Consider the following 23,668-nt stretch of genomic DNA (forward strand, 5'->3'; position numbering starts at 1 on the left):
GTGTCGGGTTGCCCCGACACTTCCTACAGGCCGTGATTCTGGCTTACGCCCTTCAAAACCGGCAACACTACCTGCGCTTTCAGCCCGCCCGTTTTGCGATTGCTCAGGGTTAGCGACCCGCCGTGTTCCAAAACAATCGCACGGGCTGCCGACAACCCCAACCCCACCCCGCCGGTGTTTTTATTACGCGAACCTTCCAGTCGATAGAAAGGCACGAACACCTGTTCCTGACTTTCGACGGGGATACCCGGCCCGCGGTCGAGTACGAAAACAGTCACCTGCTCATCGTCCCCGCTCAGCGCAATGGCCGGTTCGCCCGCGTACTTGATGGCGTTGTCCAGCAGGTTGGTGATCACACGCTTGAGGCCCAGCGGGCGGCCGAAGTACACAAGGTGTGCAGGGCCGCTGAAAGCAATGTCGATGGATTGATCGCGATAGTCATCGATCAGGGTCTGGAGCAGCTCGGCCAGATCAAATTGCGTGGCCTGTTCCAGCCGGGCGTCATCGCGGAAAAACTCAAGGCTGGAATTGATCATGGCCTGCATCTCGTCGACGTCGCGAAACAGCCGTTGCTGTTGCTCCGGGTCTTCGATGAATTCTCCACGCAGGCGCATGCGAGTCAGCGGCGTACGCAGGTCGTGTGAAATGGCCGCAAGCATCTGGGTGCGGTCCTTGATGAAGTGCTGCAACTGCGCCTGCATGGCGTTGAACGCAAGGATGACCTGGCGGATTTCGATGGGGCCAACCGGCTCGATGGGCGGTGCGTGAAAGTCCACACCGAAGCGGCGGGCGCCTTCGGCAAACTGTTGCAGTGGCCGGGCCAGGTGCCGGGTGGCGAATAGCGCCACCAGCGCGGTCGACAGCAGCACCAGCACAATCACAATCAGGTTGCGCTCCCACAACCCCAACCCCCAGTTGCGCGACGCGATGCTGAACATCAGCCAGGAACCATCGGTCAGTTGCACCACTAGCGTGTAGTGGCCGTTTTTCTGCGGCCAGTCGTCGGGCTGATAGGCTTCAAGCCGCCACCCCGGGTTGTTGAACAGGCCCCGCGCAATCGGTGAATCCGTACGAATGGCCGCATCAGGGACATGCGGCAGGTTCAGTGCTTCACGGCTGGCGTGCCAACTGATGCTCAAGGAGCTGTCACCGGCTGCAGCCGCCAGGCGTTCGCGCTGATCGACCTGCGAAGCTTCGATCAGTTTGGTGGTCAAGGCGGTCTTTTCCAGCAAGCCGATCTCGCTCAACGGCGGATAGGCCCAGACGCCTGCCAACTGGGTAAAAAGTGCATTGAAGCCCAGCGCCGTAAGCATGGCGACAATGGTAGTCAGGGCGATCCAGCTCGCGATGGTGTCGCGTGAGCGCAGGCGCCAGCCTGAAATCCAGCCCTTCACTGACGGGTCACACTGGGTGTAAACAGGTAACCGACGTTACGCACGGTACGAATCATCTCCACCCCTTTGCTGTCGAACTCCAGCTTGCGCCGCAAGCGACTGACCTGAACGTCGATACTGCGATCGAACGCTTCATGGCTTGGGCCGCGCGCCAGGTCCAGCAACAGCTCCCGGGTCAGAATGCGTTGCGGGTGTTCGACAAAGACCAGCAGCAAGTCGAACTCCCCGGCCGACAACGGAATCATCACTTGGTCCGGGGAGCGCAGCTCGCGACGGGTCAGGTCCAGCTGCCAATCGGCAAACTTCATCAGCGGCCGCGGCACCTCTGCGGTCAAGGGCCGGTTCTCCCCTGTTCGGCGCAGCACGGCACGCACCCGGGCCAACAACTCGCGAGCATCGAACGGCTTGCTCAGGTAATCGTCCGCCCCCATTTCCAGCCCGACCACCCGATCACTCAACTCACCCATGGCGGTCAGCATGATCACCGGCGTGGGGTATTGCTGGCGCAAGCGCTGGCACAGCATCAGGCCGTTGTCCCCGGGCAGCATCAGGTCGAGAATGATCAAGTCCGGCGGCTGCAATGCCATCGCGGCCCACAGTGAAGCGCCATCGGTGGCCACCTCCACCGAATATCCATGCTGCACAAAAAATTTCTTCAGTAGCGCAAGGACCTCAAGGTCATCGTCTACGATCAAAAGGCTGCTCACCGGCACATATCACTTAAGGTCTGTAGGGCCTCACATCTAAAACTATTCAGCGCCCCGCGTCATATATTTCAACATGGCAACATAGTGTCAGCTCGGTAAGAAAGCAGACATATCCGGGCAAGCCGCGAATGCGAGCATCAGGCTCCTTTCCTGCCAAGAATGTCTGCTGCCCATGCCTTCTGATACCCCGTCACTGATCCTGGAGCAACGACTGGTAAGACGTGCCAACGCAGCCCTGCACTGTCGAGAAACCAGCCTGCACCTGTCGACCGATTGCGAAGAACTGGTTCTGCGCCGTTATATCGAGCATTACAGCCACGAAGGCGTGCAATGGGTCGAACGCACTCATCGGGTGCCGGTCAGTTCGCTTCTGAAATGGATGATTACCCATGGCGAGCCTCAAACCCTGACGCACGAAAACGACCTGTAGGGCGCTGGTGCCTGCCACCCCGTTGCGCTTAGCATGCCTTCCCCACTTCTAGCCAAAGGGCCGGCCATGCAACCTGTCAAAGCCGATGCGGCACTCATCATCATTGATATGCAAAAAGGGATGTCCAGCCCCGTGTTGGGCCGCAGAAACAACCCGGATGCCGAGCTGAACGTGCGGCGCTTGCTAGATGCATGGCGACACACGCAGCGGCCCGTGATCCATATCCGGCATATTTCCAGGGCCCCGGGTTCAGTGTTCTGGCCCGGCCAGGCAGGCTGCGAGTTTCAAGTCGCACTGACGCCGCTTGAGCTTGAGCACGTCGTTGAAAAAAACGTACCTGATGCATTCGCCAACACCGGCCTGGAACGGTGGCTGCGCACGCGCAACATTCAGCAGTTGATTTTCTGCGGCGTCATCACCAACAACTCGGTGGAGTCCAGCGTGCGCTCAGCAGGTTGCCTGGGTTTTGACGCGACTGTGGTGGAGGATGCCTGCTACACATTCGATCAAACAGACCTTACGGGTCGACTTTGGCCTGCCGAAGATGTGCATGCACTGTCGCTTGCCAACATGGCGATGGACTATGCCAAGGTCATGGACGCAAGCCAGGTGCTTGCGCGGCTGGGCCAAGCCACCCACCTCTGAGCCAAACCGGAACACCAATAGAAAGCCCCGCACAAAGGCGGGGCTCAACATTTAACGCTCAGTTACAGCCAGGGTCAGGACACAGCTTCCAGCGCAGCTTTTTGCGCCTTGGTAATGGAGCGTCCGCGTACCCAGTTAAAGCAAATGGCGAGGATCAGCGCAAAACCGACGTAGCCCAGCAGTGGGTAGACGGTGCCGACCAGCTTGCTGAAACCACCCAGGCTCAAGCCCAGGCCAACGCATACGGTCACTGCACTGGTCAGCTTGAAACGGCTCGTTTCAGGCTTGGCAAAACGGGCGCTGAAAGCAAAGAACATCCCCACCGCCGTGCTGTAGACCATGCACACCAGCGCCACCGACATCACCACCGAGAGAATCGGCGAAATGCGCCCTGCCAGTGCCAGGGACGGCATTTCGATGCCCTGCAGCTGGTTGATGTTGGCGAACAGACCGATGTTCAACAGCAGGATCAGCAGGCCAAGGCCCAGACCGCCCAGCACGCCGCCGAGGGCTGCGGCTTTGGGTTGCTTGGTCATGCCACCAATTACCGCCAGCATCGGGAAGCCTACGGCGATATTGAACGATGCATACAACAAGGCGCCGACAAACCAGTTGCCAGTGACCGTCTCGTTATTTTCGCGGGCAACCGCGTCGAGGGTCGCGATCGGGGCGTTGTAGCTGAAGATTGAATACGTAGTAATGATCAGAACCATGGCCAGCAGGAAAGGCATGACCGCACTGATCAGGTCGATGATGCGCTTGACGTTCATGCACAGTGTGGCGATCACCAGCACGGTCATCAGTACACCGCCGAACAACGGAGGCAGATCGTACTGCTGGGCAAAGATCGAACCGCTACCGGCCAGCATCACTACCCCGACGCCATACAGGAAGAAGGACAGCACCACGTCGACGACCAGGCCGACCCGGGCACCGAACAGGATATAAAGAACTTCCTTGTGCGAAGTGGCCTGCATCTTCGAGCTCATTCGAGCGATTTGCATACCGAGGAAAGCAAACATCAGACCACTCACCAGAGTGCCAACGATGCCTATAAGCCCATAGCCGGTGAAAAACTGCAGCACCTCCTGCCCGGAGGCAAAGCCGCCGCCAATCACTACGGACATGTAAGCAAGCGCAATCTGGATGGATTGTTTATTCATTACACTATTTCTCGTTCTTAGACTTATTAGGTGCACGGGAAACGAGAGCGAGCAGAAGTCCTCTCGATTCCATGGAGCGACAATATCCGTGGCAGCACAACAAACCGCTCTGGCTGGTTGTTTTGGGCAGGTATGCGACGCCGAGCGCAGTATAGGAAGTGTTGGCCAGCCATTTTCACCATATACACAGCCATATCTGGTGAAAACACGCTGTCAAAATCGATAGGGCACAGGGTTTATCTCGAACATGACAATATTGACCGCAAAAAGCCGCGACACATTTTGATACAAGTAGGCTTTTATAAATCAAGTACTTAGCGTGAGGCGCTCACAACAGCGAAAGCCTCATGCTCACAGCCGAGGTCAAAATCGAGATGTCCCGCCACTCGAAACGCCGTGGGGGGTTCCCACCTTCGGGGGGATGCGCCTATTGGTTCGCGGGCTTTGACGCGGCCTCATCAAGCTTGCGCTTGAGCCGCCTGAAATGGCCATTGACGATCAATTTATGAGCTGGACCAACCGGCAACATATAGAGACGGCCAAAAGCGTTATGCGTTACGACAGACGACGTGATCGTGAGCACACGATTTGTGATTGAAAGACAAACCATGACATCCAGATGCCGGTCACGCTCGGTCAAGACCAACAGTTCTGGAGCACTGTGCTCCACCAGAAAGAAATCAAGATGGTCACCTGCTTGCACAGCCCCTCGCTTGACCCCGGAAAACCCGCCGATGCGCTTCACACCAAAAAACGAAGAAATCACATCCCGTGTTCGGAAAGCCATGCGCATGAACCATCCCTGCTCGCCCGTCATGAGATTCCAGGCTTCAAGCGCAGTGATTTCAACAGGGAGCGGGAGCGATCTGCTGTCATGGTAATCAAGTTCGGACAGATTACGCAGAGTGTGAAGAGGTGGTGTGGCCATCAAATGCTATCTCCCTGATAGACGTGAAAGTCCTGTTTCTTGTCTTCTGGCGACTGACCAAGCGCTACTGAGCTCAGCGCCCCGGCTGCCATTGCGCATAGACTGAAAGCTGATCATCTTGCAGCCATGCAACGTCGTGCTCACCCCAAATATGGTACTGCGGTCGCACGCCGGGATCCTCGTCCAGGGTCGCCATCCGAACAATCACCGCCGAAGCGCCGATTCGTTCTGCCAACAGGTGGCAACCGCATAGAGAGCAAAAGCGACGCAGCTTCCCGGGGGAAGACTCGTAGTTGCTCAGCTTGTCCTGGCCCCTCGTCCAACGGAAATGCTCACGCAATACACCAGCAGTGGTGACGAATGCTGCAGCATGCGTTTTTCGACACGAGTGACAATGACAGTGGCTCACGGGCATGTCGATACGGTCAATTTCATATCCGATGGCACCGCACGCGCAGCTTCCTTTCATCACATGATCCTTTGTTCTGAGTTCTTTCGGGCAGGATGGGAGGTTTAGCATAAATCCTGCTGTTCGTAGTGCCGAACGCAGGTCAGCAGAGCAATGCGCAGGCGTCAGCTTGAACCCATTACAAAAGAGTGAAGTGAGAGAGCGAGCCTTGGTAAATGATGGGATTGATGTGACGTGATGCGGGGCTTTCCCAAACCCCAGAAACGACAAAGCCCGCCAAAAGGCGGGCTCTGCGGTGCAGCAATATGGCGGAGGCGATGGGATTCGAACTCATGGACCTGTTACAGTCGACGGTTTTCAAGACCGTTGCCTTAAACCACTCGGCCACACCTCCTAACGTTGTTTCGGGCGCCATAATACCTGAATGAAACACGTTGTCAAACTCTCTTGATCGCTTGTTTCAGAGCCTCTGCTATGATCTTTGCTACTTAACATTTCAAACCACAGGAGTATCGCCATGCGCGAACAGGATTACGCAGTTAATAACAGCGTGCAGGCCGAGCAGCTAGAGGTTAGTCGCGTCCTGCGCAACACATACGGTTTGCTGGCTCTTACCCTGGCTTTCAGCGGTGTGATGGCTTACGTCTCGCAGCAGATGCGGGTCGGCTACCCTAATATTTTTGTCGTCCTCATCGGTTTCTACGGCCTGTTCTTCTTGACGAACAAGCTGCGTGATTCGGCATGGGGCCTGGTGTCCGCTTTTGCCCTGACAGGTTTCATGGGTTTCCTGCTGGGCCCAATCCTTAACCGCTTCCTGGGCATGCAGGGCGGCGCTGAAGTCGTCAGTTCGGCATTTGCAATGACGGCTCTGGTGTTTGGCGGCCTGTCTGCCTATGTGCTGATTACCCGCAAGGACATGAGCTTCCTGGGCGGCTTCATCACTGCCGGCTTCTTTGTGCTGCTGGGCGCGACGCTGGCGAGCTTCTTCTTCCAGGTCAGCGGCCTGCAACTGGCGATCAGCGCAGGCTTCGTACTGTTCTCTTCGGTCTGCATCCTGTTCCAGACCAGCGCCATCATCCATGGCGGTGAGCGCAACTACATCATGGCCACCATCAGCCTTTATGTGTCGATCTACAACCTGTTCATCAGCCTGCTGCAAATTTTCGGCATCATGAGCCGCGACGACTGATAAACACCTGCTACACAAAAGCCCGCTTCGGCGGGCTTTTTGTTGTCTGCTGCAAGCATCTTTGGGCATCTAGCTTTATCATTGCCGCAGATTTGCTGACAGAGCCCCACCATGAAATTTGCCATTGCCCTTTATTCAGCAGCCCATGCACCCTCCTCCCGCCGAGCCCTGCGCTTTGCCGAGGCGGCGTTGGCGGGCGGCCATGAAATTGTTCGGTTGTTCTTCTATCAGGACGGCGTTCACAGCGCCTCGAGCAATATCGTAACGCCGCAGGACGAGCAAGACATCGCTCAGCAATGGGCGAACTTTGTCAGCCTCCACCAGCTCGATGGCGTGGTCTGCATTGCCGCCGCCTTGCGCCGTGGCGTATTGAATGAAGATGAGGCCGCACGCTATCAACGCCCCGGCGTCAATGTGAAAGCACCCTGGGAATTGTCCGGGCTGGGGCAGTTACACGACGCCATTCAATCGGCTGATCGACTGATCTGCTTCGGAGGGCCTTGATATGCCCAAGTCACTTTTGATTATCAGCCGCCAGGCGCCGTGGTCCGGCCCCGGTGCCAAAGAAGCACTGGATATCGTGCTGGCAGGCGGTGCCTTTGATTTGCCTATCGGCCTGCTGTTTATGGATGACGGTACTTTTCAGCTGTTGCCGGAACAAAACGCCGCCGTCATTGAACAGAAAAACCTTACGGCCAATCTGCAGGCCTTGTCCCTGTTCGGCGTTGATGACCTGTATGCCTGCAACCATAGTCTGACCGAGCGCGGCATTTCGCCAGCCAGCCTGGCGGTGCCTGACGTGCAGCCGTTGTCCGCAGAAGAAATCCGGGCACTTTTTGACCGTTATGACCAAGTGATCACACTCTGATGACAACCCTACACGTTCTGAGCCACTCGCCCTTTTCAGACACCCGCCTGGGTAGCTGCCTGCGCTTGCTGAGCGATGAAGATGCGCTGCTGCTATGCGGCGATGCGGTATACGCCCTGCAGCCTCAAAGTAGCGCTCTGAAGTCGCTGGAAGATAAAACCGTCTTTATCCTTGAAGAGGACTTGCTGGCACGCAACCTTGAATGCCCGGCATGGGCAACATGTGTGGATTACCCGGCTTTCGTCGAGCTGTCGATTCAGTATGACAAGGTCAACAGCTGGCTATGAATGTGCTTACTCTCAACGGTAAAAATATCGAACTGGACAAGGACGGCTACCTCCTCGACCTTAACGACTGGTCTGCCGACGTTGCCCAAGCCCTTGCCGCTCAAGCTGGCATTGAATTAAGCCCCGAACACTGGGAAATCCTTGAGCTGCTGCGCAGTTTTTATCAGGAGTTCCAGCTCTCGCCTGCCACTCGCCCCCTGATTAAGTACACCGCACTGAAACTGGGGCCTGAAAAAGGCAACAGTTTGCACCTCAACCGCCTGTTTAATGGCACTCCAGCCAAACTCGCCGCCAAGCTGGCGGGCCTGCCCAAGCCGACCAATTGCCTATGAACGCTCCTGCTGCGCTGACTCTTGAAACCCCTGCCGAGCACCCTTTTGCGCAATTTGTGCGCATCCTGGGCAAAGGCAAACGCGGGGCGCGCAATCTGACCCGCGAAGAAGCCCGCGAGGCGATGGGCATGCTGCTTGACGAAAAGGCAGAAGACACGCAATTGGGTGCCTTCCTGATGCTGCTGCGGCACAAGGAAGAAAGCCCTGAGGAACTGGCCGGCTTCACCGAGGCTGTAAGGGAACGTCTGACAGCGCCCGAGATCAAGGTCGACATTGACTGGCCAACGTATGCGGGCAAAAAACGTCACTTGCCCTGGTATCTGCTGGCCGCCAAGTGCCTGGCGCAGAACGGCGTACGCATCTTGATGCATGGCGGCGGCGCCCATACGGCAGGCCGGATGTACAGCGAACAACTGCTGGATGAACTTGCCATTCCGCTGTGCCGCAACTGGCAAAGCGTCAACGAGGCGCTGGATACAGGCAATCTGGCGTTTATTCCGCTACAGGACTGGGCGCCGCAACTACAGCGCATGATCGACCTGCGCAATACCCTGGGCCTGCGCTCGCCGATCCACTCCCTGGCACGCATTCTCAACCCTCTGGGGGCGCGTTGCGGCCTTCAAAGCATCTTTCATCCGGGCTATCAGAGTGTGCATCGCGAGGCCAGCGGTTTACTGGGCGACACCAGCATCGTGGTCAAGGGGGATGGCGGCGAAGTCGAAATCAACCCGGACACACTGAGTCATCTTTACGGCACCACCGCGGGCGTTAGTTGGGACGAGGAATGGCCAGCCTTGTCTGCGCAACGCCACGTCAAACCCGCGTCGCTGGACCCCGAGCACCTCAAGGCGCTCTGGCGCGGTGAAGTCGAAGACAGCTACCCGCAACTGGCCCTGCTTTCAACCATGGCCCTGGCATTACGAGGGCTGGGCACGCCCCGGGAGCAAGCCTTTGAGCTGGCACAGCGCTATTGGGAAAATCGAGACAAATCGATTTAAACCTGTTGCTGTCCATCCGATTCTGCCTTTTTGCGAGACCGCCCTATGCTTATTCCCTACGACCAGCTTGAACCCGACACCCTCACCCGCCTGATCGAAGACTTCGTAAGCCGCGATGGCACTGACAACGGTGATGACACGCCCCAGGAGACCCGCGTGCTGCGTGTCCGTCATGCGCTGAGCAAAGGCCAAGCCGTTATTTTTTTCGACCTGGAAAGCCAGCAATGCCAGCTAATGCCCAAGCACGCAGTGCCAAAAGAGTTCTTTGATTAATCCTTTGCGTGGGGTCCGCCCGCAAGGTGCCCAGCCTTCTGGTCTTTAATCTGCTCATAGATTTCTGATCGATGAATAATGATGCGCTTGGGGGCCTCGAACCCCAAGCGCACGCTTTTACCGTTAACGGCAACAACACACAGGGTGACTTCTGATCCGATTGAAATACACTCGCCCGCTGCACGATTGAGTATCTGCATGGCTCTCATCCTCAGATCTGGGTAGCCACAAAGACTGCACTCCGTAAGACTACCCTTCAATCCCTACAAACGAATTCAGCGCACACCTACCACTTCCTCAGACACCTCCTACATGCTAACGGGTGAACAAGCCTTTCACGGGCTTGAAAAGCGCGGGCCCAGCAAGATGATGGTTGCACCGACCACACACAGCCCTACCCCAATCCAGTCGGAACCCAGCGGCCGAATACGTTCCACGACCGCCAGCCAAGCGATGGACGTCACAATGTAGATCCCGCCATAAGCAGCATAAGCACGCCCGGCATAGGCGGCCTCGACTTTGGTCAAGAGCAAGGCAAACAACACCAGGCTGACAATGGCCGGCAATGCCCACCAGGCACTTTTGCCCTGGCGCAGCCACATCCAGAACCCGTAACAACCTGCAATTTCAAACAGGGCGGCCAAAAAAAACCAAACGTAGTTGAGCATCCGCGGCGTCTCCCAATGTGCAGCGCGCCACCCTACCTGCGGGTTTGCCGCCGATCAAGGCCGAAGTACTTTTAAGTCCGGCACGAACAAAAGTTGAATTTTTCATCGCCCAGCAGAGTCGGACTTTATAAGCACTGCCCATCCCTGATCCTCAAGCGGCGCTCCGTAAGAACTGCTCGTTAGCGGAACACATCAAAAAGGAAATGCTTATGACCACGATACTTCTGATCATCCTTATTTTGCTGTTAGTCGGTGGGCTGCCTGTGTTCCCACACTCGAAAAGCTGGGGGTATGCCCCCTCGGGCATTATCGGGACCGTGCTGGTCGTGCTGTTGATATTGCTTTTGCTCGGCAAGATCTGACGCCCGCAACGCAATAAAAAAGAGGCCCTGAGGCCTCTTTTTTATTCACATGGCTGATTACTTCGGATCAGCCACACCTGCGGTGTTATCCAGCAGGCTCTTGGTAGCGGTTTGCAGGAAGGACTCGAGCTTTTTCTTCAGCTCGGCTTCATCCGGCGAATCGGTTACCACTTTGGCTTCAGGGTTGGCACCCAGGGTGTATTGCCAAACCTTGGCCGGCATATCCTTGGGTTGAACCAACAAGTGGTCGCCACTGATGATCGCCACGGTCTGATCACTGCCGGACGGCTTGATCACACCGCTGCCCTTGTCGCCTTCGGGCAGGGTCAGCAGGTCACGACCCCAGCATTGCTGACGGAACTCGCCACCCAGACGGCCCATGATGGTCGGCACGATGTCGACCTGAGTACCCACGGTGTCATTGCGCTGCCCGAACTTCTCCTGGATGCCAGGCCCGATCAGCAGCAATGGAACGTTGAAGCGCCCAAGGTCCATCTCGGAAATCTGCTGCTCGTTGCCGAAGCCGTGGTCGCCGACCACCACAAACAGGGTTTCCTTGAAGTAAGGCTCTTTACGCGCTTTTTCGAAGAACTGACCCAGTGCCCAGTCTGAATATCGCATGGCGGTCAAATGTTCGTTGAGCGAACCACGGTCAGTCACTGGCTCAACCGGCAACGGCGTAGGCAAGGCATACGGCGTGTGGTTGGACAGGGTTTGCAGCAGCGCATAGAAAGGCTCTTTGCCTTCACGCTTTTTCAGTTCTTCCAGGCCACGGTTGAACATGTCCTGGTCGGACACGCCCCAGGTAGGATCAGAGAACACCGGGTCAACGAAGTCGTTACGACCTACAAAGGTGGTCATGCCCTGGTTGCTGAAGAAACCTGACTGGTTGTCCCAGGCGAAATCGCCGTTGTAGACATACACGTCATCGAACTTGCGGGCACTGAGCAGTTCCGGCAGGCCGGACAGCTTGTGGCTGCCTTCCGGGGTCTGCATCAGGTATTCGAAACCTGGCAGGTTCGGGAAGCAGGCCATGGTGGCAAACATGCCCTGGTGGGTATGGGTACCGTTGGAGAAGAAGCGATCAAACAGCAAGCCTTCTTTCGACAAGCTGTCGAAGTACGGCGTGATATTGCCCGGACGACCCAGCGCGCCCACCGAGTGACCGGCGAAGCTTTCCATCAGGATCACGACGACATTCTTGATCGGCAGGGTTTTTTCCGCAGGCGGCGTGGTATCACGACGCACAGCAGCGGTGTCCGGATCGACCAGCTTGTCGTTCTCGGTCAGCAGCATATCGCGTACGGTCTGCTGAGCCTTCGGCTGTTCCAGGGTCGCTTTCCAAATGTTGGTGCGATCGTCACCGAAGCGGCTTTTTGCAGCAGCAATCAGCGACAGAGAACCGTTAAGGCCCAACTGGTTAGCGAAGTTGGAGTCGGTTGTGTAGGCATCACCCCAGCGCAGCGGAGGCCCTTGACGCAGGGTGCCGCGAGCAGCCACCACACACACCAGCAACAGCACCATGAACACGGCAACACGGCCATACCACGGCGCAACCGGGCGAGAAGCGCCTGCAGTAGCCGCCTTGGCGTGCGAACGGGTTACGCGGTCAGCGCCACGGAATGCAAAGTACAAAATGACGGTGCCAACGGCCCAGGACAACAGGTAACGCACCACCGGGAAGCCATACCAAAGCATGCTCATCACGGTTTTCGGGTCTTCCTTCACGTACTGGAAAACCAGGCCGTTCAGGCGTTGATGGAACTCACGATAGAAGTCCATCTCCATCAGGCCCAAAAACAGCGCCAGGCTGGAAGCGGCCGTCAGCCAGAAGCGCAGCACGCCACGCATGGCCATTGCCTTGACACTGAGCAGTGCCAACAGCAGAGGGATGCTGAAATACACCACGATTCGCAGGTCAAAACGCAGACCGTTGGCGAATGCTTCAAGGAATGTCGATGCCGGGGTATCGAGGATCATTTCCCGGTTGTAAACCAGCAATGCCACCCGCAGCAGGGTGAACATCACCATCATGATCAAGGCACAGAGCAGCGTAAACGCCAGATGCGATTTGACAGTCGGTTGCAACGTACGCGTGGCCGCGTGCTGTTGTTTTGGGGCGTCCGGGATTGCCATGTCGTTTTAGGACCCATTGGTTCAAGTTGGATTAGTATTCAGCCGAAATTTTGCGTGCGAATTGTCTTGAATAGACCGTGAAAATTTCGTACAGAGCACATTTTGAAACATAAGAAAGGGCCTTACGGCCCTTTCTGCGCTAGCAGGATCTTAATCGTTGCTTGGCTTGTTCACAGCCTGCAAAACATATTGCGGCAATGCGAAAGCGCCTATATGAACTTCAGGGTTGTAGTAGCGGGTCACGATACCGCTACCGGCGAAACGCTGACGCAGGGTCTCAAGCGGCAGCTTGCGATAGCTCGCATCGGTGGAGCCCCAGGCGAACGTCATCGCGCCGCCGATGTAAGTCGGCACCGCCGCCTGATAGAAATGCCAGTCGGCGAACAGGCTGCGCATACGCCCTGCCGTGGTCTGCACTTCTTGCAACTGCATGAACGGCGTGCCGTTCTGAGTCACCAGTACACCGCCTTCATTCAGGCAGCGATGGCAGGCCTGGTAGAAGTTCTCGGAGAACAGCACTTCGCCCGGCCCGATCGGGTCGGTGGAATCCGAGATGATCACGTCGAATTTTTCTTCGGTGGTGGCCACAAAACGCATGCCGTCGTCGATCACCAGGTTCAGGCGTGGATCGTCGTAGGCACCCTTGGAATGGTTGGGCAGGAACTCTTTGCACATGTCCACCACCGTGCCGTCGATCTCGACCATGGTGATGTGTTCAATGCCAATGTGCTTGGTGACTTCACGCAGCATGCCACCATCACCACCGCCAATGATCAGCACGCGCTTGACGGCACCGTGGGCCAGGATCGGCACATGGGTCAGCATTTCGTGGTAGATGAATTCATCGGCTTCGGTGGTCTGAATCACACCGTCCAGCGCCATTACACGGCCCATGACCGGGTTTTCGAAAATCACCAGATGCTGGTGCTCGGTACGCACTTCATGGAGCAGCTTGTCCATGCGGAAGCGCTGGCCATAGCCTTCGTAAAGCGTTTCGAGATAGTCGGTTTTAAGCAATTCGGTCATGGGTAGTCCCCTTGAATGCTGGTGGCAACGGACGGTCACCCGCCCATGATCGACAGCCAAACCGCACACCGCTATCGCGACACAGGTTCAACTGCCCAAGAAAGGCGCGCATTCTACGTCGAGGAACATGACAGGTCGAACCTTGACGCTTACAAACTCGGCGGGCAACCATGATTTTTCATCGCGACCCGCCGATCAACGGCCTAAATCCTGACATTGCCCCGCGGCCCGGCAATGGCCCAGATAACAAGCCCCAGCACCGGCAGGAGGACAATCAGCAACACCCAGAGGATTTTCGCCCCGGTCCCGGCACCGCTTTTGATCACGTTGATGATGGCCCAGATATCCAGGGCCAGAATAATCAGACCGACCAGGCCATTGAAAGTTGAACCCATGATGACGCTCCCGAGTGAGTACTTGTGCACATAGGATAGTCAGCTGCGGCCAGGGTTCCGCTTTTTATTACACGGGCATGGGGTCAAACGTGAACGGCAACCTTCAAGGCTTCCAGCGAAGGCGCAGCCGCAATGCCGACTTCGGCGCACAGCTCCAGCACGCGAGGCACGTCATTGCCGTAGACCAGCACCACTTGAATTTCATCATCCAGCGGCTGGCTAAGGTTCAGCAGCACATAGCCACCTTGAGTCGGGCTCATGCTGCCCATCTGGATCTGGATCCGGTTAAGCGCCGTCAGCGCCTCTGTTTTGGCCAGTTGCTTGGGCTTGATATTGAACGCCACATCCGGGCCAAACGAAGCGACGATCTGCGCAAACAGGTCCATGTAGGTGTCTGCCTGGAACAACACCGTCTCGGGCAAGCTACCGACCACTACCCACTCGCCCAACGGGATTGGGAAACTGTCGTCGTAGTTGATATCCGGGTTAGCGGCCAGAAACGCATTTTGATCTGCGTAGGCATGAGCCGCCTCATCCGCGATCCTGGCGATTTCGTCGTCGCCCATGCACCCAGAGCTGATTTTGCTGATGAGTTCAACGAGAGTGGTTTTCATGGGCAAGGCCTGTCACAAGGAAAATTGAGGGCGCGCAGGATATATCAATTGCGCGCCTCAGGGGCAATCAACCCAACAACTTCTCGAGCTGAGCCGTGGTATCGGTGGCGCCCATGGTCTTGGCTGCATCCAGGGCGGTAATGCCATTGGCATCCTTGGCTTTTGGATCTGCACCCTTGCTGATCAGGTAGTCAACGATTTCGGCGCGGTTGAACATCGCGGCCATCATCAACGCAGTACGGCCGTCAAATGAAGCGCCTTCTACTTGCGCACCGCCTTCAACCAGGGTTTTGACCATCTGCAGGTCGCCTTTGAACGCGGCGCCGGCAATCGGGCTTTGGCCGTTGTCGTTGCGGATCTCGGGGTCGGCATTGTGTTCAAGCAACACTTTGACCGCCTCGACGTGCCCGTGATAACTGGCCAGCATCAGCAAGGTATCGCCCTTCTGATTGCGCAAATTGGCCGGCAAACCTTTGCTCAGCAAAGCTGCCAGCATCGCGGCATCGCCATCTCGCGCCTTGTTGAACACCTGCTCGGCAAAGTCGGCGGCCTCTTCAGGGCTCATCTGCCGGTTTTGGTTGGCTGGCTTGTCGTCTGACATGTAAGGCTCCACGTTCGGTACAAAGAAACCTAGTTTCCTGAGACGCGGCAGATGTGTCATCCCTTTTTTGCTCAAGATAGTCATAGAGACAATCAATCAGCCGGCACACTCACCCATGGATTGGGCAAAATGCAGGATGCACGATGGCCATTCATGCAGAATGCACGACCCTCACTTTTATCAAAAAACATAGGTCATTGATTTATAACGGTTTTATAAAAATTCGATAGTGGCACAATCACTGCAACCTCTACTCCATGCAAGCCCTTCATGAGCTAATGGAGCTGACACACATGAGCCTGATCCAAGAAAAATTCGCATCGTTGTTTTCGAACCACACTGTCACTGTCAAACCCCGCCCCGACGGCGGCGTGTTGCTGACCCTGTGTGACAGCGACGGCAAGCAGACCCAGCGCTCAATTTCTTACGCGCAGTTACACACTGCGGAGCAACTGACCTGGGCCATCAGCGCGATTCGCCGCGACCTGGCCGGTACGGCCAGTGAGCTGCCAACGATTTCACTGCTGCAGAGCCAACACCGCTTCGCCCTGCCGACCTATCACACCCGCTGATACTGAAGGCGGGACAACAAAAAGCCAGCGATTGCTGGCTTTTTGCTGTGCGGAATTTCAGTACTCGATTACAGCCCTGCGGGATCGATCTCGGCAAAACTGCTCACGGTTTTATGCCCCGCCAGCACACCGCCCTCCCGGGCCAGACCGCAAGTCTGCATGCCCGCCGCCTGTGCGGCATCCAGCTCTTCGACGATGTCGGACAAAAACAGGATCTTGCCGGCCGGGCAGCCAATGGCCTCCATGATGTGCCGGTAGGACTGCGCCTCGCGCTTGGGCCCTGACGTGGTATCAAAATAGCCGCTGAACAGCGGCCTCAGGTCACCCGCCTCGGAACACCCGAAAATCAGCTGCTGGGCCTGAATCGAGCCTGAAGAGTAGACATACAGGTCGTACCCCTTTTCGTGCCACGCCTGCAGAGCCTGCACCGCATCCGGGTAGACATGGCCTTTTAACTCGCCCGCCTCGTAGCCCTGCTTCCAGATCATGCCCTGCAACGCCTTGAGCGGCGTGGCCTTGCGATCTTCGGCAATCCATTGCTGCAGGATCTCGATGACGCGCTCCACATCCGCTTCGGGCTCGCCGCTGTCCAGGCGCACAGCGCCCAGTTGCAGGGCGACTTCAGGGTCTTCGGCGTGCTGGCGGATGAACCCGGGCAAGTGTTTGGCCGCGTACGGGAACAACACGTCGAACACGAAGCTGACCGCGCTGGTGGTGCCTTCGATGTCGGTCAGGATGGCTTTGATCGGCATGGGGTGTCCTTAATCTTCGAGACGCGGAAAGCGGCTGGCGATGTCTTCGCCCGTAAAGTTCGCGACCCAGCCCTCGGGGTTATTGAACAGCCGGATGGCGACAAAGTGCGGGTGCTCGCCCATGTCAAACCAGTGCGGCGTACCAGCGGGCACTGAAATCAGGTCGTTCTTTTCGCAGAGCACCGCGTAAACATAATCACCGATGTGCAACGTAAACAGCCCACGCCCAGCGACGAAAAAGCGTACTTCATCTTCGCCATGACGATGTTCGTCGAGGAACTTGGCGCGCAACTCGGCTTTTTGCGGGTGATCGCGGTCAAGGCTGATCACATCAACAGTGACATAACCGCGTTCGCTCATCAGGCGATCAATCTGGTCACGGTAGGCATTGATCACTTCGTCCTGGCTGGCACCCGGCTGGATCGGTGCTGCGGCCTGCCAACGGTCAAAGCGCACGCCCTGCTCGGCCAGGGTGGATGCGATGTCATCAAAGTGGGTCAGTACCTTGTTCGGTAATTCCGGGCTCGATACGTGATAAACGGACAGGCTGCTCATGGGGCGTGGTTCCTCGGCTTCGGCGCACATTCGGCTTTTACAGGCCGTTCAGGCAGACCGTTGAAATCAGGTTGTGAGCTTCTTCACGGTGAAGTCAGCATTAACGATTGAGTACAGCGCGGGTTTTCAGTTCGCACTCAAACAGAAACTCGAAGGCTTCAATCTGGCGCAAGGCGTCGCTCATGCGTGCGCCCCAGGTGTACAGGCCATGGCCGCGAATCAGATAGCCCACACAGTCAGGGTGGGCTTCAAGCCACGGCTGGACCTTGGCTGCCAGGCGCGCGATGTCCTGATCATTGTCAAAAATCGGCACCAGCACCTTCGACTCATGGGTCGAAACGCCACTAAAGGCTTTTTGCAGTTCGTAGTCTTCAAACTCGATGCTGTCACCCGGGGTCAGGCGTGACAGCACCGTGGCATTGACCGAATGGGTATGCAACACCGCGCCGATCTCGGGGCGCCAGCTGTAAAGCTGGGTGTGCAGCAACGTTTCGGCGGAAGGCTTTTTACCGGGCTCAAGGCTGTTGCCCGACAGGTCGGTGGCGAGCACATCGTCCGGCCCCAGCTGACCCTTGTGCTTGCCCGACACGGTCAGCAGCGCCTGGGTGGCCGAAAGCCGGGTCGAGTAGTTGCTGCTGGTGGCCGGCGACCAGCCACGACCATATAAAAAGCGCCCGGCTTCTATAATTTCCAGGCTCAGGTGTTCACGGGTAAGGCTCATGGCCTGTCCTCTTGCAGTCGAGTAGCAATGATAACGGCTGCGGCCAGCGCTGCGACGCTCGCCATACTAAAGGTGATAGTGGGGCCCAACGTGTTCCAGCTATAACCGGCGTACAACGCACCGGCCGCGCCACCGATACCGGCCAGCGTGGCGTAAAGGGCCTGGCCCTGACCTTGCTGACCCGGGCCAAAACTGCGCTGCACAAAAGTCATGGCCGACGCATGGAAACTGCCGAAGGTGGCCGCGTGTAAAACCTGCGCCAGCAGCAACACCCACAAATGCTCGGCGAAAGACCCCAGCAGCAGCCACCGCAACGCGGCCAGCGCAAAGCTGAACATCAACACCCGGCGCACCGAAAACGTGAGCAGGATGCGCCGCATGGCCAGGAACATCAGCACTTCAGCCACCACCCCCAGGGCCCAGAGCAAGCCAATCACGCCCCGGCTGTAGCCCAGATCTTCGAGGTGCAGGGTGAGGAAGGTGTAATACGGCCCGTGGCTCATTTGCATCAATGCGACGCAGGCATAAAACGCCAGTACGCCCGGACTGCGCAGCTGCTTTAAAAAGCCGCCCGCTGTGGGCGCACGCCCCTGGCTGGAGGGCTGCGCATTGGGCACCCACAGGCTGCACAACACAATCCCGGCCATGACCACGATCAGCGCTACCGGGTAGATGTCCAGGCTCAGCCACTCAAACAACCGCCCCAAAATCACCACGGTGAGGATGAAACCAATCGAACCCCACAGGCGAATCTGACTGTAACGCTCGGGCTGATCGCGCAAATGGGCAAAGGTGATGACTTCGAACTGCGGCAGTACGGCGTGCCAGAAGAACGCATGCAGCGCCATGACCAGCGCAAGCCAGGCGTAGCTCTGGCTGACAAAGATCAGGGCAAAACTGAGCAAGGTACAGAGCGCACCCAGACGCACGATCAGCAGGCGTTGGCCGGTGTAGTCCCCCAGCCAGCCCCACAGATTGGGCGCCACGCAGCGCATCAGCATCGGGATGGCTACCAGCTCGCCGATGCGCGCGCTGGAGAACCCGAGGTGATGGAAGTACAGCGCCAGAAACGGCGCCGTAGCCCCCAGCAAGGCGAAATAGAAAAGATAGAACCCCGACAGTCGCCAGTAAGGAAGTGTCGCCACCGTCGTCAGACCGTGGCGCTCAACAGCCCTTGCATTACAACTGGCCCAGCACAGGAGTGCTCACGCGCACATCAGCGTTCTGGCCGCGGTGGCGCAGCAGGTGGTCCATCAACACAATGGCCATCATGGCTTCGGCGATCGGCGTGGCACGGATGCCCACACACGGGTCATGGCGGCCCTTGGTGATCACATCCACCGGGTTGCCATGCACGTCGATCGAGCGCCCCGGGGTGGTGATGCTCGACGTCGGCTTCAACGCCAGATGCGCCACAATCGGCTGACCGGAAGAAATGCCGCCCAGGATGCCGCCCGCGTTATTGCTGAGGAAGCCTTCAGGCGTCATCTCGTCGCGGTGTTCGGTGCCGCGCTGGGCAACGCTGGCAAAACCGGCGCCGATCTCGATGCCTTTAACCGCATTGATGCTCATAAGTGCATGGGCCAGTTCAGCGTCCAGGCGGTCGAAAATCGGCTCACCCAGACCCGGGATCACCCCTTCGGCAACCACGGTGATTTTTGCACCGACCGAATCCTGGTCACGGCGCAGCTGGTCCATGTAGGCCTCAAGTTCCGGCACCTTGTCCGGATCCGGGCAGAAGAAGGCGTTGTCTTCGACCGAATCCCAGGTCTTGAACGGGATTTCAATCGGGCCCAGCTGGCTCATGTAGCCACGGATCACAATGCCCTGGGTCGCCAGGTACTTTTTGGCAATGGCACCGGCCGCCACGCGCATGGCCGTTTCACGTGCCGAGCTGCGACCGCCGCCGCGGTAATCACGCTCGCCGTATTTGTGGTGATAGGTGTAGTCGGCATGGGACGGGCGGAACAGGTCCTTGATCGCCGAGTAGTCCTTGGACTTCTGGTCGGTGTTGCGGATCAGCAGGCCGATGGCGCAACCCGTGGTGCGACCTTCGAAAACCCCGGAGAGGATTTCGACTTCGTCGGCTTCCTGGCGCTGGGTGGTGTGCCGGCTGGTGCCGGGCTTGCGTCGATCCAGATCACGCTGCAAGTCTTCAAGGGACAGCTCCAGCCCTGGCGGGCAGCCATCAACAATGGCGACCAACGCCGGGCCATGGCTTTCGCCAGCGGTGGTGACTGTGAACAGCTTGCCGTAGGTATTGCCGGACATGCAGGGCGCTCCGCGAAAATCAGCCGATAAAATTCAGCCTCGATAACTAAGCGAGCCAGTATACGCAGGCTGCCCTTGTAGTTCATCCTCGAACCTTACTCATCCGGGTTTGTCCAACCGGCACACTAGACAATGATGGCGCTATGATGCTGCGAATACTCTTTTTAGCACTGACCCTGTTTGGCACCCAGGCCCTGGCGGCACCCCCCTCTAATGTCTTGCTGCGACCCATCGAGCTCGATACTGGCTCCGGCACGCTTTACGGCTCGCTGGTGCTGCCCAAAAGCAGCCAGCCTGTGCCCGTGGTGCTGATCATTGCAGGCTCCGGCCCTACTGATCGCGATGGCAACAACCCCATTGGCGGGCGCAACGACAGCCTGAAAAAACTGGCATGGCGCCTGGCGCAAAACAACATTGCCAGCGTGCGCTTCGACAAGCGCGGCATCGCCCAAAGCCAGCCGGCCGGGCCTGATGAACGACAGTTGAACCTCGATCAATACGTGACTGACGCTGTCGCCTGGGGCGACAAACTCAAGAGCGACCCGCGTTTTGGCAAGGTGTTTGTACTGGGGCACAGTGAAGGTGCGCTGATCGCCAGCCTTGCAGCGCCACGCATCGGCGCTGCCGGGGTGATCTCCATTGCGGGCACCGGGCGCCCGGTAGGTGAGTTGTTGCGCGAGCAACTGCAACGCAACAAGTTGCCCCCTGCCCTGCTGCAACGCAGTTTTGAACTGATCAGCACCCTCGAAGCCGGACGCACGGACGACAATGTGCCCAAGGACCTCGAAGTGATCTTCCGGCCCAGCGTGCAGCCTTACCTGATCAGCCTGCTGCGCTACAACCCGGCCACCGCCTTTGCCGCCATGAAAATGCCGGCACTGATCATTCAGGGCACCCACGACATCCAGGTCGAGGTCAAAGATGCACACCTGCTCAAGGCCGCCAAACCCGATGCCGTGCTGACGCTGATCAATGGCATGAACCACGTGATGCGCATTGTGCCCATGGACATGAAGCGTCAGATCCAGTCCTACAACGACCCCAATCAGCGGCTCGCGGGGGAACTGGGGGATCGAACTGTGCGCTTTATCACGAAAGTGAACGCCGGCCAGCCCTTCAGTAGTGCGCATAACGGCCGATAAACCGGGGTCGGCCGCCTTTGCTTTGCTGACACTTCGGGCTAGGGTCTGTTGACGTTTGGTTGTGAGCCGCGTCGCTGGGTCAAATTTTGCCAGGCAAGGCGCAGGGCGAAGGGAATGGTTGTTCCCTTCTCAAGCCCTGCAACGCAGCCTGGCGAAATTTGACACGCGACCCGAAGGGCCGATAGCCCATGTGGCGCAGGGCGGCGTTGCTCGCAGCTTATTTAGAACAACTAAACCACGCTGCTCGCGCCTTGCCCTGCACCACATGGGCTATCGGCGCGGCCACAACCAAACGTCAACAGACCCTGGCACAGGATCGAGCCGTTATGAGCGACACCCCATCACAACCCGCCGAGCCTGAAGCTGCGGCCCCGCCCGAGGCGCCGCCGCTGCCTTGGGCCGAGGTACAACCCGAGCATTTCAGGCTGCTGCGCCTGGCCCCCTTGCAGACCGACCGCCACACCGGCGGGCGGCCCTTGCGCTTCGTGCAGTTCGGCCATGCCGAGCGCCACAGCAAAGACATCAGCCTGCTGCGCCTGAACATCGCGTTGCCCGGTCAGCGGGTGCGCAGCGAGCAAAACCATCTCGATGTGTGGGCCGACCACGTTACCCACCGTGTGCGTATCAGCCCTGAACGCGGCATGCAGATCGAACCCCTGAACCGCGGAATTGGCCGGTTTGTGCTGGCCCGGGCCGTGCAGTGGGCACAAAAGCGCTGGTCGCATTACCGCATCGATGCCACAGAGCTGGCCAGCAAGGACGCCCTGAGCGAAGACAGCCGCCTGCGTCGCGATCATTTTTTGCGGATACACGGGTTTGATGTGGTGTATGCCGACGCCCAGTTTCTCAAGGCGCGGATCGAAGACGTGAAAGTGGGCGAGCTGCTGGATAGCTGGAACGCCGAAAAGTTGCAGTTTCTGGAGATTCTTGACGCTGCGCAAATGCTGCAGCAGGCCGAGCAGAACCTGCAGGAACAGGACGTGAAACTGCGGGACAAGGAAGAAAAGCTCAGCAAGTACCAGCGTGAAGAGACCGGTTTGCGTTTTACCATCACCTGCCTGGTGGCCTTTACGGTGTTCCAGGCAGGCTTGTTGATCTGGATCGCGACACACCGCTAAAACAACGGCTACAGAAAGACTTCAACCGTGGGAGCGTATCTGCATCAGGCATCAGATCCGCGAAGCAAACAGCTCTTGATGCTCGCGGCACTGCTCGGCGGTCAGCATGAAAACGCCGTGGCCTCCGCGTTCGAAATCCAGCCAGGCGAAATCGACTTCCGGGTACAGCGACTCGACGTGAACCTGGCTGTTGCCCACTTCAATAATCAGCAAGCCCTTCTCGGTCAGATGATCCGCCGCCTCGGCCAGCATCCGGCGTACCAGGTTCAAGCCATCGTCGCCACAGGCCAGACCCAGCTCGGGTTCATGCTGATACTCGGCAGGCATGTCAGCAAAATCTTCAGCATCGACATACGGCGGGTTGGACACGATCAGGTCAAAACGCTGCCCCGGCAAACCATCAAAGCCATCGCCCTGAACGGTGTATACACGCTCATCGACGCCGTGACGCTCAATGTTCTGATTGGCCACTTCAAGGGCCTCATAGGACAAGTCGGCCAGCACCACTTCAGCGTTCTGGAACTCGTAAGCGCACGCAATGCCGATACAGCCCGAACCGGTGCACAGGTCCAGAATGCGCGCAGGCTCGGCGCCCAGCCAGGGTTCAAAGCGTTTTTCGATCAGCTCGCCAATGGGCGAACGCGGGATCAGCACGCGCTCATCAACTATGAACGACATGCCGCAGAACCACGCTTCACCCAGTAGATAGGCCGTCGGCACACGCTCTTCAATGCGGCGCTTGAGCAAATGCTGCAGGTTGACCAGCTCATCGTCTTCAAGGCGGCAATCAAGGTAGCTATCGGCGATTTCCCACGGCAGGTTCAACGCACCCAACACCAGTTGACGGGCTTCGTCCCAAGCGTTGTCGGTGCCATGACCAAAGAACAGCTCTTCCCCATGAAAGTGGCTAACGGCCCAGCGAATATGGTCGCGCAGAGTGCGCAGGCGGGAAGTGATCAATGGTCTTACTCCTCAAAATCGATTGGCGATTCTAACAGCCAAACCCTTACGCGCCAAAGTTGTGCCGGACAGTTACACAGAACGCAGTTTTAAAAAGTAAGACTGTCGACCTATAAAAGGTAAATTCGCTCCATTTTGTACATTTTAGCCCC

General features: G+C 57.7%; 31 protein-coding genes and 1 tRNA gene. 13 read left to right on the forward strand and 19 right to left on the reverse strand.

Annotation, left to right across the window (positions count from 1 at the left end; all coding sequences use genetic code 11):
• Window positions 1–23: 23 nt before the first annotated feature.
• Together BLW11_RS19200 and BLW11_RS19205 are read right to left on the reverse strand one after the other, a co-directional pair.
• On the reverse strand, window positions 24–1,313 hold the full coding sequence (locus BLW11_RS19200) for an ATP-binding protein (protein ID WP_082136271.1): 1,290 nt from the start codon (window positions 1,311–1,313) through the stop codon (window positions 24–26).
• A 77-nt stretch (window positions 1,314–1,390) separates the two neighbouring features.
• Entirely contained in the window at window positions 1,391–2,101 is a 711-nt protein-coding gene (locus BLW11_RS19205; protein ID WP_048360859.1) for a response regulator, read from the reverse strand.
• 172 nt (window positions 2,102–2,273) lie between these two features.
• Between BLW11_RS19205 and BLW11_RS19210 the strand changes: the two genes are divergently transcribed.
• Together BLW11_RS19210 and BLW11_RS19215 are read left to right on the forward strand one after the other, a co-directional pair.
• On the forward strand, window positions 2,274–2,531 hold the full coding sequence (locus BLW11_RS19210; RefSeq protein ID WP_048360858.1) for a hypothetical protein: 258 nt from the start codon (window positions 2,274–2,276) through the stop codon (window positions 2,529–2,531).
• Window positions 2,532–2,597: 66 nt separating this feature from the next.
• Entirely contained in the window at window positions 2,598–3,176 is a 579-nt protein-coding gene (locus BLW11_RS19215) for a cysteine hydrolase family protein (protein ID WP_048360857.1), read from the forward strand.
• 74 nt (window positions 3,177–3,250) lie between these two features.
• On the opposite strand, the gene BLW11_RS19220 is transcribed toward BLW11_RS19215, so the two are convergent.
• The 4 genes from BLW11_RS19220 to BLW11_RS19235 form a co-directional block, all read right to left on the reverse strand.
• Complete coding sequence (locus tag BLW11_RS19220) at window positions 3,251–4,339, reverse strand: YkvI family membrane protein (protein WP_048360856.1); 1,089 nt, start codon at window positions 4,337–4,339, stop codon at window positions 3,251–3,253.
• Window positions 4,340–4,766: 427 nt separating this feature from the next.
• A complete protein-coding gene (locus tag BLW11_RS19225) occupies window positions 4,767–5,267 on the reverse strand; it encodes a DUF2867 domain-containing protein (RefSeq protein WP_048360855.1) in 501 nt (166 codons plus the stop codon).
• A gap of 73 nt (window positions 5,268–5,340) precedes the next feature.
• Window positions 5,341–5,736, reverse strand: a complete 396-nt coding sequence (locus BLW11_RS19230; protein ID WP_048360854.1) for a GFA family protein — start codon at window positions 5,734–5,736, stop codon at window positions 5,341–5,343.
• Between the two features lie 246 nt (window positions 5,737–5,982).
• Window positions 5,983–6,070: transfer RNA gene (locus BLW11_RS19235), tRNA-Ser, on the reverse strand.
• A gap of 123 nt (window positions 6,071–6,193) precedes the next feature.
• Here BLW11_RS19235 and BLW11_RS19240 point away from each other — a divergent pair.
• The 7 genes from BLW11_RS19240 (at window position 6,194) to BLW11_RS19270 (ending at window position 9,623) form a co-directional block, all read left to right on the forward strand.
• The gene (locus tag BLW11_RS19240) at window positions 6,194–6,865 is read left to right on the forward strand and encodes a Bax inhibitor-1/YccA family protein (RefSeq protein ID WP_019826549.1); all 672 of its coding nucleotides are present in this window, start codon (window positions 6,194–6,196) and stop codon (window positions 6,863–6,865) included.
• Window positions 6,866–6,976: 111 nt separating this feature from the next.
• Complete coding sequence (gene tusD / locus BLW11_RS19245; protein ID WP_048360853.1) at window positions 6,977–7,369, forward strand: sulfurtransferase complex subunit TusD; 393 nt, start codon at window positions 6,977–6,979, stop codon at window positions 7,367–7,369.
• A 1-nt stretch (window position 7,370) separates the two neighbouring features.
• Window positions 7,371–7,733 (forward strand): sulfurtransferase complex subunit TusC, encoded by a 363-nt coding sequence (tusC, locus tag BLW11_RS19250; RefSeq protein ID WP_048360852.1) that lies wholly within the window; start codon window positions 7,371–7,373, stop codon window positions 7,731–7,733.
• Window positions 7,733–8,020 (forward strand): sulfurtransferase complex subunit TusB, encoded by a 288-nt coding sequence (gene tusB, locus BLW11_RS19255; RefSeq protein WP_048360851.1) that lies wholly within the window; start codon window positions 7,733–7,735, stop codon window positions 8,018–8,020. Before tusC ends, tusB begins: the two co-directional genes overlap by 1 nt.
• Window positions 8,017–8,352, forward strand: a complete 336-nt coding sequence (locus BLW11_RS19260; RefSeq protein ID WP_048360850.1) for a TusE/DsrC/DsvC family sulfur relay protein — start codon at window positions 8,017–8,019, stop codon at window positions 8,350–8,352. Before tusB ends, BLW11_RS19260 begins: the two co-directional genes overlap by 4 nt.
• A complete protein-coding gene (locus BLW11_RS19265; protein WP_048360849.1) occupies window positions 8,349–9,350 on the forward strand; it encodes a glycosyl transferase family protein in 1,002 nt (333 codons plus the stop codon). Before BLW11_RS19260 ends, BLW11_RS19265 begins: the two co-directional genes overlap by 4 nt.
• 45 nt (window positions 9,351–9,395) lie before the next feature.
• Window positions 9,396–9,623 carry a YheU family protein gene (locus tag BLW11_RS19270; RefSeq protein WP_016781468.1) on the forward strand — a complete coding sequence of 76 codons (228 nt, stop codon included), beginning with the start codon at window positions 9,396–9,398 and terminating at the stop codon, window positions 9,621–9,623.
• On the opposite strand, the gene csrA is transcribed toward BLW11_RS19270, so the two are convergent.
• Complete coding sequence (gene csrA, locus BLW11_RS19275; RefSeq protein ID WP_048360848.1) at window positions 9,620–9,823, reverse strand: carbon storage regulator CsrA; 204 nt, start codon at window positions 9,821–9,823, stop codon at window positions 9,620–9,622. The two genes, BLW11_RS19270 and csrA, sit on opposite strands and share 4 nt — an antisense overlap.
• A 135-nt stretch (window positions 9,824–9,958) precedes the next feature.
• Complete coding sequence (locus BLW11_RS19280) at window positions 9,959–10,291, reverse strand: YnfA family protein (RefSeq protein ID WP_048360847.1); 333 nt, start codon at window positions 10,289–10,291, stop codon at window positions 9,959–9,961.
• Window positions 10,292–10,494: 203 nt separating this feature from the next.
• On the opposite strand from BLW11_RS19280, the gene BLW11_RS19285 reads away from it, so the two are divergent.
• Complete coding sequence (locus BLW11_RS19285; RefSeq protein ID WP_088500156.1) at window positions 10,495–10,653, forward strand: DUF3309 family protein; 159 nt, start codon at window positions 10,495–10,497, stop codon at window positions 10,651–10,653.
• A 57-nt stretch (window positions 10,654–10,710) separates the two neighbouring features.
• Here BLW11_RS19285 and BLW11_RS19290 read toward each other — a convergent pair whose 3' ends face one another.
• The 5 genes from BLW11_RS19290 to BLW11_RS19310 form a co-directional block, all read right to left on the reverse strand.
• On the reverse strand, window positions 10,711–12,789 hold the full coding sequence (locus BLW11_RS19290; protein ID WP_048360845.1) for an LTA synthase family protein: 2,079 nt from the start codon (window positions 12,787–12,789) through the stop codon (window positions 10,711–10,713).
• 150 nt (window positions 12,790–12,939) lie between these two features.
• Window positions 12,940–13,815 (reverse strand): polyamine aminopropyltransferase, encoded by an 876-nt coding sequence (gene speE, locus BLW11_RS19295; RefSeq protein WP_048360844.1) that lies wholly within the window; start codon window positions 13,813–13,815, stop codon window positions 12,940–12,942.
• 203 nt (window positions 13,816–14,018) lie between these two features.
• Entirely contained in the window at window positions 14,019–14,210 is a 192-nt protein-coding gene (locus tag BLW11_RS19300; RefSeq protein WP_048360843.1) for a PLDc N-terminal domain-containing protein, read from the reverse strand.
• An 83-nt stretch (window positions 14,211–14,293) separates the two neighbouring features.
• On the reverse strand, window positions 14,294–14,824 hold the full coding sequence (locus BLW11_RS19305) for a hypothetical protein (protein WP_048360842.1): 531 nt from the start codon (window positions 14,822–14,824) through the stop codon (window positions 14,294–14,296).
• A 67-nt stretch (window positions 14,825–14,891) separates the two neighbouring features.
• Window positions 14,892–15,425 carry an ankyrin repeat domain-containing protein gene (locus tag BLW11_RS19310; RefSeq protein ID WP_048360841.1) on the reverse strand — a complete coding sequence of 178 codons (534 nt, stop codon included), beginning with the start codon at window positions 15,423–15,425 and terminating at the stop codon, window positions 14,892–14,894.
• Between the two features lie 293 nt (window positions 15,426–15,718).
• Between BLW11_RS19310 and BLW11_RS19315 the strand changes: the two genes are divergently transcribed.
• Window positions 15,719–15,997, forward strand: coding sequence for a DUF3509 domain-containing protein (locus BLW11_RS19315; protein WP_048360840.1), 279 nt, complete (start codon window positions 15,719–15,721; stop codon window positions 15,995–15,997).
• 68 nt (window positions 15,998–16,065) lie between these two features.
• Here the strand turns inward: BLW11_RS19315 and mtnC are convergent, their stop codons facing one another.
• The 5 genes from mtnC to aroC all read right to left on the reverse strand — a co-directional run bounded on the left by mtnC (window position 16,066) and on the right by aroC (window position 20,296).
• Window positions 16,066–16,749, reverse strand: coding sequence for an acireductone synthase (mtnC, locus tag BLW11_RS19320; protein WP_048360839.1), 684 nt, complete (start codon window positions 16,747–16,749; stop codon window positions 16,066–16,068).
• A gap of 9 nt (window positions 16,750–16,758) precedes the next feature.
• A complete protein-coding gene (locus tag BLW11_RS19325; RefSeq protein ID WP_048360838.1) occupies window positions 16,759–17,304 on the reverse strand; it encodes a 1,2-dihydroxy-3-keto-5-methylthiopentene dioxygenase in 546 nt (181 codons plus the stop codon).
• A 100-nt stretch (window positions 17,305–17,404) separates the two neighbouring features.
• Window positions 17,405–18,025: a methylthioribulose 1-phosphate dehydratase gene (locus BLW11_RS19330; protein WP_048360837.1), complete on the reverse strand. Its 621-nt coding sequence runs from the start codon at window positions 18,023–18,025 to the stop codon at window positions 17,405–17,407.
• On the reverse strand, window positions 18,022–19,170 hold the full coding sequence (locus BLW11_RS19335; protein ID WP_048360836.1) for an MFS transporter: 1,149 nt from the start codon (window positions 19,168–19,170) through the stop codon (window positions 18,022–18,024). The genes BLW11_RS19330 and BLW11_RS19335 overlap by 4 nt, the downstream gene beginning before the upstream one ends.
• A 34-nt stretch (window positions 19,171–19,204) precedes the next feature.
• On the reverse strand, window positions 19,205–20,296 hold the full coding sequence (gene aroC, locus BLW11_RS19340) for a chorismate synthase (protein WP_048360835.1): 1,092 nt from the start codon (window positions 20,294–20,296) through the stop codon (window positions 19,205–19,207).
• Window positions 20,297–20,439: 143 nt separating this feature from the next.
• Between aroC and BLW11_RS19345 the strand changes: the two genes are divergently transcribed.
• Window positions 20,440–21,438, forward strand: coding sequence for an alpha/beta hydrolase (locus BLW11_RS19345; RefSeq protein WP_048360834.1), 999 nt, complete (start codon window positions 20,440–20,442; stop codon window positions 21,436–21,438).
• 326 nt (window positions 21,439–21,764) lie between these two features.
• Window positions 21,765–22,556: a hypothetical protein gene (locus tag BLW11_RS19350; RefSeq protein WP_048360833.1), complete on the forward strand. Its 792-nt coding sequence runs from the start codon at window positions 21,765–21,767 to the stop codon at window positions 22,554–22,556.
• A gap of 51 nt (window positions 22,557–22,607) precedes the next feature.
• Here the strand turns inward: BLW11_RS19350 and prmB are convergent, their stop codons facing one another.
• Window positions 22,608–23,516, reverse strand: a complete 909-nt coding sequence (gene prmB / locus BLW11_RS19355) for a 50S ribosomal protein L3 N(5)-glutamine methyltransferase (RefSeq protein WP_048360832.1) — start codon at window positions 23,514–23,516, stop codon at window positions 22,608–22,610.
• Window positions 23,517–23,668 lie beyond the last annotated feature (152 nt).

Source organism: Pseudomonas deceptionensis (assembly GCF_900106095.1).
Classification (GTDB): domain Bacteria; phylum Pseudomonadota; class Gammaproteobacteria; order Pseudomonadales; family Pseudomonadaceae; genus Aquipseudomonas; species Aquipseudomonas deceptionensis.